The sequence below is a fragment of the Litchfieldia stipae genome (genome assembly GCF_014837155.1).
Taxonomy (GTDB): Bacteria; Bacillota; Bacilli; order Bacillales; family Bacillaceae_L; genus Litchfieldia.
This window is the reverse complement of the sequence record NZ_JACYHA010000004.1, coordinates 17,123-30,467: the sequence shown is the minus strand read 5'-3', so window position 1 is coordinate 30,467 and position 13,345 is coordinate 17,123. Positions and strand designations below refer to the sequence as shown.

Annotated in this window: 16 protein-coding genes; 8 read left to right on the top strand and 8 right to left on the bottom strand. The window is 36.5% G+C overall.

Annotation, left to right across the window (positions count from 1 at the left end):
* Nucleotides 1–131 precede the first annotated feature (131 nt).
* Nucleotides 132–572, bottom strand: a complete 441-nt coding sequence (locus tag F7888_RS06210) for a Dps family protein (protein WP_191778288.1) — start codon at nucleotides 570–572, stop codon at nucleotides 132–134.
* A gap of 165 nt (nucleotides 573–737) precedes the next feature.
* Between F7888_RS06210 and ytzI the strand changes: the two genes are divergently transcribed.
* Together ytzI and F7888_RS06200 are read left to right on the top strand one after the other, a co-directional pair.
* The gene (gene ytzI / locus F7888_RS06205; RefSeq protein ID WP_191778286.1) at nucleotides 738–917 is read left to right on the top strand and encodes a YtzI protein; all 180 of its coding nucleotides are present in this window, start codon (nucleotides 738–740) and stop codon (nucleotides 915–917) included.
* Nucleotides 907–2,388, top strand: a complete 1,482-nt coding sequence (locus F7888_RS06200; RefSeq protein WP_191778284.1) for an amidase family protein — start codon at nucleotides 907–909, stop codon at nucleotides 2,386–2,388. The genes ytzI and F7888_RS06200 overlap by 11 nt, the downstream gene beginning before the upstream one ends.
* Before the next feature lie 43 nt (nucleotides 2,389–2,431).
* On the opposite strand, the gene F7888_RS06195 is transcribed toward F7888_RS06200, so the two are convergent.
* Nucleotides 2,432–2,905, bottom strand: a complete 474-nt coding sequence (locus F7888_RS06195) for an S-ribosylhomocysteine lyase (protein ID WP_191778282.1) — start codon at nucleotides 2,903–2,905, stop codon at nucleotides 2,432–2,434.
* 150 nt (nucleotides 2,906–3,055) lie between these two features.
* Here F7888_RS06195 and yidD point away from each other — a divergent pair, with 150 nt between their 5' ends.
* The gene (yidD, locus tag F7888_RS06190; RefSeq protein ID WP_225228627.1) at nucleotides 3,056–3,310 is read left to right on the top strand and encodes a membrane protein insertion efficiency factor YidD; all 255 of its coding nucleotides are present in this window, start codon (nucleotides 3,056–3,058) and stop codon (nucleotides 3,308–3,310) included.
* 214 nt (nucleotides 3,311–3,524) lie between these two features.
* Here yidD and F7888_RS06185 read toward each other — a convergent pair whose 3' ends face one another.
* Both F7888_RS06185 and F7888_RS06180 read right to left on the bottom strand, forming a co-directional pair.
* Entirely contained in the window at nucleotides 3,525–3,995 is a 471-nt protein-coding gene (locus F7888_RS06185; protein WP_191778281.1) for a FixH family protein, read from the bottom strand.
* Nucleotides 3,996–4,060: 65 nt separating this feature from the next.
* Nucleotides 4,061–4,636: a beta-class carbonic anhydrase gene (locus tag F7888_RS06180; protein WP_191778279.1), complete on the bottom strand. Its 576-nt coding sequence runs from the start codon at nucleotides 4,634–4,636 to the stop codon at nucleotides 4,061–4,063.
* A gap of 205 nt (nucleotides 4,637–4,841) precedes the next feature.
* On the opposite strand from F7888_RS06180, the gene F7888_RS06175 reads away from it, so the two are divergent.
* The 3 genes from F7888_RS06175 (at nucleotide 4,842) to F7888_RS06165 (ending at nucleotide 8,041) form a co-directional block, all read left to right on the top strand.
* Nucleotides 4,842–5,822 (top strand): metal ABC transporter solute-binding protein, Zn/Mn family, encoded by a 981-nt coding sequence (locus F7888_RS06175; RefSeq protein WP_191778277.1) that lies wholly within the window; start codon nucleotides 4,842–4,844, stop codon nucleotides 5,820–5,822.
* A gap of 196 nt (nucleotides 5,823–6,018) precedes the next feature.
* Nucleotides 6,019–6,675, top strand: a complete 657-nt coding sequence (locus F7888_RS06170; RefSeq protein WP_191778275.1) for a potassium channel family protein — start codon at nucleotides 6,019–6,021, stop codon at nucleotides 6,673–6,675.
* Between the two features lie 13 nt (nucleotides 6,676–6,688).
* Nucleotides 6,689–8,041, top strand: coding sequence for a TrkH family potassium uptake protein (locus tag F7888_RS06165; RefSeq protein ID WP_191778272.1), 1,353 nt, complete (start codon nucleotides 6,689–6,691; stop codon nucleotides 8,039–8,041).
* 52 nt (nucleotides 8,042–8,093) lie between these two features.
* Here F7888_RS06165 and mgrA read toward each other — a convergent pair whose 3' ends face one another.
* Nucleotides 8,094–9,083: an L-glyceraldehyde 3-phosphate reductase gene (gene mgrA / locus F7888_RS06160; protein WP_191778270.1), complete on the bottom strand. Its 990-nt coding sequence runs from the start codon at nucleotides 9,081–9,083 to the stop codon at nucleotides 8,094–8,096.
* A 147-nt stretch (nucleotides 9,084–9,230) separates the two neighbouring features.
* On the opposite strand from mgrA, the gene F7888_RS06155 reads away from it, so the two are divergent.
* Nucleotides 9,231–9,392, top strand: a complete 162-nt coding sequence (locus F7888_RS06155; protein WP_191778267.1) for a DUF1540 domain-containing protein — start codon at nucleotides 9,231–9,233, stop codon at nucleotides 9,390–9,392.
* A 169-nt stretch (nucleotides 9,393–9,561) separates the two neighbouring features.
* Nucleotides 9,562–9,759 carry a hypothetical protein gene (locus tag F7888_RS06150; RefSeq protein WP_191778264.1) on the top strand — a complete coding sequence of 66 codons (198 nt, stop codon included), beginning with the start codon at nucleotides 9,562–9,564 and terminating at the stop codon, nucleotides 9,757–9,759.
* A 38-nt stretch (nucleotides 9,760–9,797) separates the two neighbouring features.
* On the opposite strand, the gene menC is transcribed toward F7888_RS06150, so the two are convergent.
* The 3 genes from menC to menB all read right to left on the bottom strand — a co-directional run bounded on the left by menC (nucleotide 9,798) and on the right by menB (nucleotide 13,334).
* Nucleotides 9,798–10,910: an o-succinylbenzoate synthase gene (gene menC / locus F7888_RS06145; RefSeq protein ID WP_191778262.1), complete on the bottom strand. Its 1,113-nt coding sequence runs from the start codon at nucleotides 10,908–10,910 to the stop codon at nucleotides 9,798–9,800.
* A gap of 9 nt (nucleotides 10,911–10,919) precedes the next feature.
* The gene (locus F7888_RS06140) at nucleotides 10,920–12,386 is read right to left on the bottom strand and encodes an o-succinylbenzoate--CoA ligase (RefSeq protein ID WP_191778260.1); all 1,467 of its coding nucleotides are present in this window, start codon (nucleotides 12,384–12,386) and stop codon (nucleotides 10,920–10,922) included.
* Nucleotides 12,387–12,515: 129 nt separating this feature from the next.
* Entirely contained in the window at nucleotides 12,516–13,334 is an 819-nt protein-coding gene (gene menB, locus F7888_RS06135; protein WP_191778257.1) for a 1,4-dihydroxy-2-naphthoyl-CoA synthase, read from the bottom strand.
* Between the last annotated feature and the right edge of the window lie 11 nt (nucleotides 13,335–13,345).

Genomic DNA, 13,345 nt, shown 5'->3' with positions numbered 1-13,345 from the left:
AAAATTATAACATTGTTGCTATTATAAATCGCCAATCCTTAACTTACTAGAAAAAAGCTGTCCAACCGAAAAAAAGCCTGAATACACTCCGCATTCAGTGGGTGTATCCAGGCTACTAAAACAAGCTTAATTTATTTTCCAAGAAAAGATTTTAACATCCAAATATGCTTTTCTAGACTTTGGTGTATCGCTAATAGCATATCACCAGTTGTTTCATCGTCCACTTCTCCAGCAAGTGCCATTCCTTCTTTGAGCTCACCAGTAAGGATGGAGAAATCATCTGAGATGATCTTAACCATTTCCTCTGCACTTTCATTTCCATTTGCTTCTTTGATAGAAGCTAGGTTTAAGATTTCTGACATTGTCGCAACAGGCTTGCCATCAAGCGCTAATAAACGCTCAGCTAACTCATCGATATGAACGGAAGCCTCATTATAGAGCTCTTCAAATTTATCATGGAGTGTGAAGAATGCTGGTCCTTTTACAAACCAGTGATAGTTATGTAATTTGATGTAAAGCACACTCCAGTTTGCAATTTGCTTATTAACGGTATTAATTAATGATTGTGACATAATCAATCTCCTCCTTATACTTTTACTATTCCCAGTTACTAGCATACCAAAACCACTAATTTCTACTACAAATCGTGGGAAAGAGTTGAAATATTGTAATATTATGTTCGCTTTTTTCTTTACCATGCTAAAATAAAGATAGATAACATTTACGGGAGGTGTTTTATGTACACTATCTTAATCATTTGTATCATTATCGTCATTATTATACTCGCACTTTCATTAATCACAACATCTAAGGCCTATGATTATAAACACACAATTGACCCGATTCAAGAGGAAGATTCACACCAAAATTATCTAGACAAAAACAGTGAACAAAAAGGAGGAAATCATGAAAAATAAACGCTTAGAAGCCTTATCTAACTGGTTAATTGAAGCAACCATTAGTGATATTCAGGATAAATTTGCAACGTCTGAAATTACTTCTAAGGATTTAGTGTTAATGTATCTTGATCGAATTAGTCGATTTGATTATTCCGGATGTTCGATTAATTCAATATTAGAAGTAAATCCTGAGGCTTTACATATCGCAGCCGCGTTAGACAAAGAACGAAAAGAAAAAGGACCACGTGGCCCTCTTCATGGTATTCCTGTCCTTATTAAAGATAATATTGATACTCATGATAAAATGCATACCTCTGCAGGTTCCCTTGCACTTGCAAACTCTGTAGCAGCTAAAGACTCTCATGTGGCTACGATGCTAAGAGAAGCAGGAGCAATTATTCTTGGTAAAACAAATATGACTGAATGGGCAAACTTTATGACAACAGGGATGCCAACCGGTTATAGCTCAAGGGGTGGACAAGTCTTAAATCCTTATGGTCCTGGAAAATTCGAAGTGGGCGGATCAAGTGCTGGCTCAGGTGCTTCTATTGCAGCGAATTTCGCAACGGTGGCTGTTGGAACTGAAACATCTGGGTCTATTCTAAGCCCTGCTAGTCAAAACTCACTTGTTGGGATTAAACCAACTGTTGGCCTAATTAGTCGAAGAGGAATTATTCCCATCTCTCATAGCCAGGATACCGCTGGACCTATGACAAGAACGGTGAAGGATGCCGCTATCCTTCTAACCTCCTTAGCTTCTAAAGATGAGCAAGATCCAATTACTCTTACTAGTGGGGAGCTTGCAACGACAGATTTCAGTCAATTCCTTGATCTGAATGGGTTAAATGGAGCCAGAATAGGTATTGCAAGAGAGGGCTATTTCGATTATCTAAGTGAAGAAAAACGTGTAGTCATGGATCAAGCCATTGAAAAGCTTAAGGATCTTGGAGCAACTGTGATTGATCATGTTGTCATTCCTTCTACAAAAGCCGACTGGACACATGATGTGCTAACTTATGAATTTAAAACGGATCTGAATGCTTATTTACAAACATTAGATCCAAGTATCTCTATTCGTTCATTACAGGATGTCATTGAATTTAACCTTAAGCATGAGGAAAGAACATTAAGATATGGTCAAAAATTATTAGAAGAAGCCGAAGCAACAAGTGGAACATTAATAGAAACTACATATATTCAAGCACTTGAGAAGGATATTTATATGTCGACTGAGCAAGGGATTGATTATACTTTACTAGAACATATGCTTGATGCGATTGTTTTTCCTAACAATATTGGCGCAGGAATACCGGCTAAAGCTGGTTACCCATCCATTACGGTTCCAGCAGGATACACCCCTGAAGGTGAACCTGTTGGGATTACCTTTACGGGTACAGCTTATAGTGAACCTACATTAATCCCATTAGCCTACTCCTTTGAACAAGCAACGAAGCACCGGATTCCACCGGTTTTACATGAAGAGAAATAAGCATTAAAAAGGGTGAACACTAATGAAGTGCTCACCCTCTTTCTTATCCAAAGACCTTATGTAGGTCTTCCTTTGATGCTCCTAGCCAAAATTTCATTAAGCGCTTCGCACCTTCAAGGTCATGTAATTTTGCTTGTCCACATTGTGTTTCATTTGCCGCTGGAATCTCAGTAATTTCAATAGCATCCTTCATCGTATCTTCAAGTAAGTCAATGATTTCACTTACTGTTGGCTCACCACTTACTACTAAATAATAACCTGTTTGACAACCCATTGGTGAAATATCAATGATATCAAAATGATCATATTTCTCAGCATGTGCGCGAATGTTGAAAGCTAATAAATGTTCAAGCGTGTGAATCACATCAGGCTTCATCGCTTGTTTATTTGGCTGACAGAAGCGGATATCGAATTTATTTACGACACCGTCGCTTCCTACCTTATGAACACCACAATGTCTGACATAGGGTGCTTTAACTGCACAATGATCTAACTCAAAGCTTTCTACTGATGGCATTTGTAACACTCCCCTTTTTACTTTTCAAAATCTTCTCTACTATCATAACGTGTATTTTATAATTTTACATCAATAATGTACGAGTACCACATCTATCTTTTCTATTTTAATGATTTGGAGTATAGTGTAATTGGAAGGAGAGTGTGTGTTTTGTACTATTTTATTCAGAAGGCTTTTATAAACTTCATTCGTTTTTATCAAAAATTTATTTCTCCAGTTCTACCTCCTACTTGTCGTTTCTATCCTACATGCTCTCATTATGGAGTTGAAGCTATTTCTCGTTTTGGTCCATTAAAAGGTAGCTGGTTAACTGTGAAACGAATCCTTAAATGTCATCCTTTTCATCCTGGTGGAATGGATCCTGTTCCCCAAAAAAATGATGAAAATCATAAACATCGACACTAAAAGAACCAACTTTAATTAAAAAGCTGGTTCTTTCTCCAAGGCTGTTTTCTCAAAGTTTGTTGTTTTATGAGATAAATTAATTGAAAATAGATTTCTAGCAGCCTGAATACACGGGGGACTCCCGAGGGATGCGTTAGCTCCCACAGGACGCGGAGTGTATTCAGGCTGCGGTATTCAAAACAACAATATATACGAAAACAGCCTTCTCTAAAAACTAATGGTTATCATGATGATGTTCCTCATCTTCATCCTTCATCTCTTCATCATGATCATGTTCATGTTCGTTTAATGAAACCTCACCTACGACAAATTCTTTTTTCGGCATATTATGCATATTTCTAGCAGTCACATGAGCAACAACATAATAAGTGCCATCATGGTCAAACGTTTTTTCGATTGAATAAACACCATCACCTACATGGGGACCATCGATAAATTCATCCTCATCTTCATTTCCTTTTTCCCAAATCTGAAATTGAACCTCATTAGCATCTTCAACCACTTCATCACCATACGTGACAAATGCATTGAAAGTGACTGCTTCATTTACATCGATTGTTTCAGGTTGAATTTCAATTTCAACATTTAATGGTACTAGCTCGTTAGTTTGACTATTCTCTTCATTATTTCCACATCCCATTAATAACAAAGAAACTATCGATAACATAACAATGATTCTTTTCATATACGACACCTCATACAAATAATAAGACGATTCTTTACTGTAAAAACTCCTAACCTATAAAAAGATTAGGAGTTTTTTTCTACTTCATAACCGTTAACAACAAGATCTAATTGACCTGTAGCAGGATCAATAACCAACCCGTGAACAGGAATGTCTGCTGGTAATAATGGATGATTTGATACCATCTCAACACTATGTCTAACACTTTCTTCTACATCATCAAAGCCTCTAAACCACTTATGTAAATTTATTCCTGAGTATTTCAATGTATCAATTTTATCTTGTGGAACACCTCTGTCAACTATCTTCTTTAAGAGCTGTTCAGAGTTGATACTACTCATTCCACATTCTCTATGTCCGACAACACAGACTTCATCAGCATTTAATTCATAGACGGCGACAAGGATACTTCTCATAATACTACCAAATGGATGACTGACAATCGCACCAGCATTTTTAACAATTTTGACATCACCATTTTTCAGGTTCATCGCTTGAGGTAGTAATTCCACCAATCTTGTATCCATACAAGATAAAATCACTAATTTTTTCTCTGGGAATTTGGAGGTTTGATATTTTTCATATTCTCTCTCCTCGACAAACAGCTTATTATGTTGAAGTATTTCATCTAAAATACTCATCCAATCACCTTCTTTTTTTATCTTATTTTAACAGGGAATACATTTTTTTCACAGAAAATTAGCTCACAATATAAAAAAACTTGTAAACCTGATTACTATAATGTATTATACATGAAGTAAATCGTAATTGTTACTATTTATTTGATTATATAAAGCTGTTTATCTGGCACAATAACTTAAGACTTTAGAAATTGAGGAGATAAGAATGAAATTAAAATCAATGATATTTACATTAATTATGATTATATCTATTTTTTTATCTGGCTGTTCAGAAGAACAATCGGTATCAGATGATAAAATTTCAATATACACAACAATCTATCCACTAGAGTTTTTCACAGAGAAAATTGGTGGAGAACATATCTCTGTATCCAGCATTATTCCACCTGGAGCAGATGCTCATACCTTTGAGCCGACCGCTAGGACAATGACACAAATTGCTGAAGCAGATGGCTTTATATACACTGGAATTGGTCTTGAAGGATTTGTTGATGCTGTAACAGAATCGCTGTCAAAAGAAAAAGTAGCTTTCATTGCAGCAGGAGATGGAATTGATCTTCATAGTGAAGAAGTCGTTCAGGATCACGAAGAAGACGATCACGCTCATGAGGAGGAGAACCATGACCATGAGGAATCGGCTTCACATGATGACCATGATCATGGTGATGTGGATCCCCACGTTTGGATTGACCCTATCCTTTCGATTTCATTAGCCGAAAATATTAAAGAGGCATTGATTAAATTAGCACCAGAGCATACTGAAGAATTTGAGCAAAGCTTCCTCGCATTAAAAGAGGAATTAGAAGCATTAGACCAAGAATTCCAGCAAGCCGTTTCAAGTGCTGCTCATCATGAAATCCTTGTATCTCATGCAGCCTATGGATATTGGGAATCTCGTTATGGAATTGAACAAATCAGCGTTACAGGACTCTCACCAACTCAAGAGCCCTCACAAAGACAGTTACAAACGATTATTGAAACAGCAAAGGAACATGACATTAAATACATTCTCTTTGAACAAAACGTAACTGGAAAAGTAGCTGAAGTGGTAAAAAAGGAAATTGGTGCTGAAGCATTAATGCTGCATAACCTCGAATCATTAACAGACGATGATCTTCAGAATAACGAAGATTACTTAAGTTTGATGAGAAAAAATATTGAAACACTTCAAAAAGCAATGAAGTAAATAAGATTCATCTATCGGCTAATCTCAAAATTTTGGGATCAGCCTTTTTTTATCAAAAAATGCTTTGTATTTAATGTCTTTAGCTGCAAACAATAAATGATAATACTTAACGAAATGTACAATTTACGATTGACCTTTTTACTGTTAAAATCAAATCATTATATTTTGATGATTAACACATCTGGAGGAAAGCATAGTGAGAAAACAATTTGCTGTATTAGGATTAGGTCATTTCGGTGGAAACCTTGTTAAAGAGTTCTACGAAATGGGTGTAGAAGTATTAGCTGTCGATAAGGATGAAGAAAAAGTCAATATGTATGCCCAGTACTCCACACACGCAGTTCTTGCTAATACAATTGATGAAAATATATTGAAACAAATCGGAATTAAGAATGTTGACCATGTATTTGTGTCACTAGGAGAAAACATTGAATCGAGTATTTTAACTACTTTATTACTAAAAGAATTGGGAGTAAAGCAGGTGTGGGTTAAGGCGATTAACTCTTACCATCAAAAAGTATTGGAAAAAATCGGGGCGGATAAAGTTATTCATCCAGAAAGAGATATGGCAAAACGAATTGCTCATCATATCGTTTCAGAAAAAATAGTGGACTATATAGAGCTATCGAAGGAATATAGTATTGTTGAGATCATTGCAAGTGAGAAGATTCATAACAAAACTTTGGATGAGCTCAGTATCTCACATAAATTCGGTTGTAATATTGTCGGGATTCAATCAAATGAGGAAATCAAAATCTCTCCAAAACCTGACGAGGTGATAAGTAAAGGCGATATTCTAATCATGATTGGGAAAAACAAAGATTTAAACAGATTTGAGGAAATTGGCGTGTAAGGAGCATGTTACCATGAAAAAACTCAAAGCAATCATTAATTCCCTTTCCCCCGCTCAATTGATTGTCTCATTTTACATTTTGGCAGTGCTTATTTCTATTTGTTTATTAAGTCTTCCAATCGCCCTGAAGCCCGGGGTTTCATGGGAATTTATTGATGTTGTTTTTACAGCTGTCAGTGCAATTAGCGTTACTGGTTTATCGGTAGTCTCTACTCCTGACACCTTCAGCATTCCAGGAATCTTTATCTTAATGTTCATATTACAATTCGGGGGAATTGGGATTATGACATTAGGTACCTTCTTCTGGATTCTTATTGGTAAGAAAATTGGATTAAAAGAGCGACGTCTCATTATGACAGATCAAAATCGTACGAACCTGTCTGGCTTAGTAAGTTTAATGAAACAAATTCTCTTAATCATTGTCATCATTGAATTGATTGGAGCAGCCATTCTCGGTACATATTTTATGAAGTATTTCCCTACTTGGCAGGAAGCCTATTTACAAGGATTATTTGCATCAGTTAGTGCAACAACAAATGCTGGGTTTGATATCACAGGAAATTCTTTAATTCCATTTGCACAAGATTACTTTGTTCAGTTTATTAATATTATTTTATTAACATTAGGTGCAATTGGTTTCCCTGTCCTTATTGAAGTTAAGGATTATATACTAAATAAAGAAAAAACTGGAAAGACTCATTTTTCTTTGTATACAAAGATTACAACTATAACCTTTTTCTCATTAATGGCCTTCGGAACTATCGCTATTCTCCTATTCGAATGGGATGCTTTCTTTGCTAATAAATCCTGGCATGAATCGTTTTTTTATGCCTTCTTTCAGTCATCAACAACTAGAAATGGTGGATTGGCAACCATGGATATGAATTTATTTACAGAACCGACTTTACTTGTAATCTGCTTTTTAATGTTTATTGGTGCATCTCCTAGTTCTGTTGGTGGTGGAGTTAGAACGACCACATTTGCTCTAAATTTATTATTTCTATTAAATTTTGCTCGCGGAAATAAATCGATTAAGATTTTCAGAAGAGAGTTACATCCAGATGATGTACAACGTTCTTTAGCAGTTACCATGATGGCAGGACTTCTCTGCTTCGTTTCTGTGATCTTGTTAAAGGTAACGGAGCCTTTCTCTACCGTTCAAATTTTATTTGAAGTGACTTCTGCGTTTGGAACAACTGGACTTTCCATGGGGATTACACCTGAATTAAGTACCATTGGAAAGGAAATCATTATCGCCCTTATGTTTATCGGACGAATTGGAATCTTATCATTTATCTTTTTAATAAATCGTGGCGAATCAGAAGTAAATTATCATCTTCCAAAAGAACGGATTATTATTGGATAATATAAAAATAGAAAGTCCCTGAAGTAAGATCCAAGGGACTTTCTTCATCTCACTATTTCAAAATGACTTCAATCGAAGCTAATTCCTCTTGTGAGAATTCTAAATTCTCTAATGCCTTTACATTTTCTTCAATTTGGCTGACCTTACTTGCCCCTATAAGAGCCGTTGTAATCCTGCCCTCTCTTAGGACCCAAGCAAGTGCCATTTGAGCAAGACTTTGTCCCCGCTGCTCTGCTAATTCATTTAATTGTTGCACTTTTGTAAGGGTTTCTTCTGTTATTTGAGAATCATTCAAAAACACAGAAGCACTAGCAGCACGTGAATCTTTTGGAACTCCAGATAAATACTTATTGGTTAAAAGCCCCTGTGCTAATGGACAAAAGGCAATCGAGCCCACGCCATTCTCATGAAGCACTTCCTGAAGCCCATCCTCAACCCAACGATTAAACATTGAATAAGATGGCTGATGTATCAAAAGAGGTGTCCCTAATTCATTAAGAATTCTAACTGCTTCTTCTGTTTGTTCGGCATTATAGTTAGAAATACCAACATACAATGCTTTTCCTTGACGAACAATTAAATCAAGCGCTCTCATCGTTTCTTCTAAAGGTGTATTAGGATCAGGACGATGTGAATAAAAAATATCGACATAATCAAGTCCCATACGCTTTAAACTTTGGTCAAGACTTGAAATTAGGTTCTTCTTAGAACCCCATTCACCATATGGACCATCCCACATAAAATATCCCGCTTTTGTTGAAATAATCATCTCATCTCGATATGGAGCAAAATCAGATTTCAACATCTTTCCAAACATCTCTTCTGCTGAGCCTGGAGGTGGTCCATAATTATTGGCAAGATCAAAGTGAGTAATTCCTAAATCAAATGCTCGTCTTAACATAGCACGACCATTTTCAAACGAGTCCACCCCACCAAAATTATGCCATAACCCTAGTGAAATGGCGGGTAATAATAATCCTGAATTTCCACATCTGTTATATTTCATTGCTTCGTATCGTTTTTCATTAGCTCTATAAGTCATATATGTACCTCTCTTTATCATAGTCACCTTTATTATAACAAGAAGCGGTAAAATAATGGTAGCGTTTCCAAACGAAAGATACATTTTTAGAACTTTTGAGGAGATACTAAAGGAGTAAGTTCAATCTTTCATATGAGGTGATTTGCGATGGCAAAGGATGTACTATGTGAAGTAAACAACTGTACATTTTGGGAAAGAGGAAATAAATGTGGTGCTGAGGCCATTTATGTCGTTAGTCACTCTGGCAAAACAGCCTCTGACAGTGCTGAAACAGATTGTAAAACCTTCGAACCAGAAACTAGTATGTAACTCTATGGAGAACAGTCGAACTCGTCGGCTGTTCTTTCTTCTTTTATTATTGATAATAATAATCATTTTTATTCAATCATTAATTCTTTTTTGCATTGGTTAAATAAAATCTGTGCATTCCTGAGATAATAGTACCGTATCATTACATAAGTAAAGGGGTGTTTTACACATGGTCAACAAGGATAGCTTAATCGATGCGTTAAAGCAAGGTGTAAAAGGTGCAGATGAGACAACATTTCCGATATGTGTAGATTCCTTTACGAATCTATGGCAATATGAATTCGGATCTCTAGATGACCTGCCTCAAGATGTTGATGACATTATTGCCAATCGAGCAGTTGAGCTTGGCTTAATTGAATTAGAATAACAAAGCATGTGCCAGTTCCGAAACTACGGATACTGGCACTATTGTTTTACGATTTCTTTCTTTTGTTTCATTACTTCACTTATTCGATTAAGATTAATTGAAAAGCCAATACCAGGAGCCGTCGGAACACTAATATAGCCCTCCTCAACACATACCTCTGGAATTGTAATATCCTCTTCCCAATATCTAGATGATGCTGAGATATCACCAGGAATGGTGAAGTTTGCTAATGAGGCTAAAGCGATATTAACCGCTCTTGATATTCCCATCTCAAGCATTCCTCCACACCAAACTGGAACACCATGTTCTTGACAAAGATTATGAATTCTTATCGCTTCAGTTAACCCACCAACTCTTCCTACTTTTATATTGATGACTTTACAGCTTCCCATTTCTATTGCTCTTCTTGCATCCTCATATGTCACAATGCTTTCGTCCAAACAAATCGGAGTATGAAGCTCTCTTTGTACCTTTGCGTGATCAATAATATCGTCAGAGGCTAAAGGCTGTTCAATCATTAGTAAGTGATAGGGATCTAAAGCCTTTAGATCGTCAATTTGATCAAGGCTGTAGGAAGAATTTGCATCTACCATTAATGGTAGATTAGGAAATCTTTCTCTGATTCTCCTTATAATAGCAATGTCTTTTCCAGGCTTAATCTTTATTTTCACTCTTTGATATCCATCTAGAACATGCTTTTCAATTGTTGCTAACATCTGATTGGGATCATCTATTCCGACGACAACCCCTGAAGGAATCACGTTCCTGGTTCCTCCAATCAAGGTAGAGAGTGACTTATCTTGTCGTTTAGAATATAGATCCCACAATGCTGTTTCCAAACCAGCCTTCGCCATCTGATTTCTCTTAATTCCATTAAATAATAATGTACATTCAGATGGGTGTGTAATTTGATTACTAAGAACTAGTGGTGCTAAAAAATCCTCAATCATATGCCAGCACGTCTTCACCGTTTCCTCTGTATACCAAGGTGATGAGAATGCGACTACCTCTCCCCAGCCCTCATAGCCTTCTTCATCCAGTAAATGAACGAGAATACTCTCTCTTGTCTCTACTCTTTCTAAGCTAGTAACAAATGGTGTTTTTAATGTTTGCTCTACTAGATAGAGAGTTATTTTTTTTATCTCCAACATACTCACCCTTTAGGAAGGAATATAATCATATAGCTTTTTCCGCATTAATTTATTTGCACCATTCCGAGGCATTTCATTGATAAAATATATTTGCTTTGGTAGCTTGTATTTACCAAGTCTGTCCTTGCAATAGTCGAAAATTTCTTCAATGGTCACCTCTCCTTTTGCGACTACAAATGCAATAGGTGATTGACCCCATTCATCATCGTCCACACCGATAACTCCTGCTTCAGCGATCTTTGAATAGGATAAAAGAACAGACTCAATCTCAGCAGGATAGATATTCTCCCCTCCTGAAATGATCAGATCCGATCTACGATCAAGTACGTACAAGAAACCCTCTTCGTCTAAGTAACCTTGATCCCCAGTATAAAACCAACCATCTTTAATCGATTTGTTTGTCGCTTCTTCTCTATTAAGATATCCAATCGTTACATTTGGTCCCTTCACTACAATTTCACCGTGCTGATGAGGTTCTAATATGTGTCCGTCTTGTTCTATTCTCAATTGAGATGGAAATAAAGGTTTGCCTGCAGACCCTAATTTACTAAGACTAAATTCAGGTGAGAGTGTCACAATTTGCGATGAGGTTTCAGTCATCCCGTAGGTTTGGTAGACTGGAATGTACTTCGTCTTACATTCCTCTAATAATGGTTTAGGAGCTGGTCCACCACCTAATAACATACAGCGAAAACTAGAAGGATAAGAGCGATTTCCAAGATCCTCAAGCATTTCTGTAAGCATTTTACTGACAACTGACACAATCGTTGCTTCTTCCTCAATAATCGCCTGATTTGCTTTAGTAGCAGAGAACTTATCATGTAGGATAATTGGAATCCCATATACAACACTTCTTACTAAAATCGATAAACCACTAATATGAAAGAAAGGTACCATTGTTAACCAACAGTCATTTTCTTTCAACCCTAAATTCAGAGCAGAGCCGACTGCACTCCACCAATGATTTCCATAGGTTTGCATGACACCTTTTGGCTTACCAGTAGTACCAGAGGTGTACATAATCGTATCAATCTTATCTAATTGGAACTCTTTGATATATGAGAATTCTTTTGTAGGTCCTGTTAAAAGTTCTTCAATCAATAAATATTCGTGAGCACTTTCTTTTTCCCTTAATTCTAATGTTTGGATAAATTTATCTTCAGTTACAATGAGTCTTGAGCCAGAATCCTCCATTTGCCATAAAAGCTCTTGGCTTGTTAATCGAGCATTTAGCATCACGGTTCTAGCACCAATATATTTAAGGGCGTGTATCACTTGAACCATTTCAAGACTATTTGTCATTAGAAGTGAAACAGTGTCTTCTTCCTTTACTCCTGCAAAGACTAACTGCTTAGCTGTTTTTAATACCTTTTGATGTAACTCACCAAAAGTGATCTCGGCATTATTTGACTTTATAGCAATTCGATTTGGTGTTAAATATGCTCGATTTGCTAGCCAGTTTGGAATCTCTATCATAGGATATCATCACTACCTTTATTCAATTTGTACCAAACTTCTTAAAAAAAGGCGTTCCAAAAGTATCTGACTAACACCATTGATGTATAAGTCATCTACTTTATGGAACACCTATTTATACAAATCGATTTAAGGGAAACGAGGGAACTGTTTAAAGTCTGGCTGACGTTTTTCCTTAAATGAATCTCTGCCTTCTTTTGCTTCGTCTGTTGTATAATACAATAACGTTGCATCTCCAGCAAATTGCTGTAAACCAGCTAATCCATCTGTATCAGCATTGAATGCTGCCTTTAAGAAACGAAGAGCAGTTGGACTCTTTTCAAGCATTTCTTCACACCATTGAATCGTTTCTTCTTCTAATTTCTCTAACGGAACAACCGTATTAACTAATCCCATGTCAAGAGCTTCCTGCGCATTGTATTGGCGGCATAGGAACCAAATTTCACGAGCTTTTTTATGACCAACTATACGTGCTAAATAACCTGAACCATATCCAGCGTCAAAGCTTCCCACTTTAGGACCAGTTTGTCCAAAAATTGCATTGTCCGCAGCAATTGTTAAGTCACAAACGATATGTAAAACATGTCCTCCACCAATGGCATAACCAGAAACCATTGCTACAACAGGCTTCGGAATCACACGAATTAGGCGTTGAAGGTCTAATACATTTAGTCGTGGAATTTGATCTTCACCAACATATCCACCATGTCCTCTTACCTTTTGATCTCCACCTGAACAGAACGCTTCATCACCAGCACCCGCTAAAACAATCACACCAATAGTAGAATCATCTCTTGCATATGCAAAAGCATCTATTAATTCCATTACTGTTTTTGGGCGAAAAGCATTTCGTACTTCTGGACGGTTAATCGTAATTTTAGCAATTCCATTATATGTTTCATATAGAATATCCTCGTATTTACGTTCTGCAATCCATTCTACAGTCATAAACTTGTCCT

Coding starts and splice junctions, on each gene's coding strand:
- mgrA (WP_191778270.1), bottom strand. CDS start 9,083: ATGACTTATAGAGCTAATGAAAAACGATACGAAGCAATGAAATATAAC.
- F7888_RS06195 (WP_191778282.1), bottom strand. CDS start 2,905: ATGCCATCAGTAGAAAGCTTTGAGTTAGATCATTGTGCAGTTAAAGCA.
- F7888_RS06180 (WP_191778279.1), bottom strand. CDS start 4,636: ATGAGTATTTTAGATGAAATACTTCAACATAATAAGCTGTTTGTCGAG.
- F7888_RS06185 (WP_191778281.1), bottom strand. CDS start 3,995: ATGAAAAGAATCATTGTTATGTTATCGATAGTTTCTTTGTTATTAATG.
- F7888_RS06150 (WP_191778264.1), top strand. CDS start 9,562: ATGGTCAACAAGGATAGCTTAATCGATGCGTTAAAGCAAGGTGTAAAA.
- F7888_RS06155 (WP_191778267.1), top strand. CDS start 9,231: ATGGCAAAGGATGTACTATGTGAAGTAAACAACTGTACATTTTGGGAA.
- F7888_RS06140 (WP_191778260.1), bottom strand. CDS start 12,386: ATGATAGAGATTCCAAACTGGCTAGCAAATCGAGCATATTTAACACCA.
- menC (WP_191778262.1), bottom strand. CDS start 10,910: ATGTTGGAGATAAAAAAAATAACTCTCTATCTAGTAGAGCAAACATTA.
- F7888_RS06165 (WP_191778272.1), top strand. CDS start 6,689: ATGAAAAAACTCAAAGCAATCATTAATTCCCTTTCCCCCGCTCAATTG.
- F7888_RS06175 (WP_191778277.1), top strand. CDS start 4,842: ATGAAATTAAAATCAATGATATTTACATTAATTATGATTATATCTATT.
- ytzI (WP_191778286.1), top strand. CDS start 738: ATGTACACTATCTTAATCATTTGTATCATTATCGTCATTATTATACTC.
- menB (WP_191778257.1), bottom strand. CDS start 13,334: ATGACTGTAGAATGGATTGCAGAACGTAAATACGAGGATATTCTATAT.
- F7888_RS06210 (WP_191778288.1), bottom strand. CDS start 572: ATGTCACAATCATTAATTAATACCGTTAATAAGCAAATTGCAAACTGG.
- F7888_RS06200 (WP_191778284.1), top strand. CDS start 907: ATGAAAAATAAACGCTTAGAAGCCTTATCTAACTGGTTAATTGAAGCA.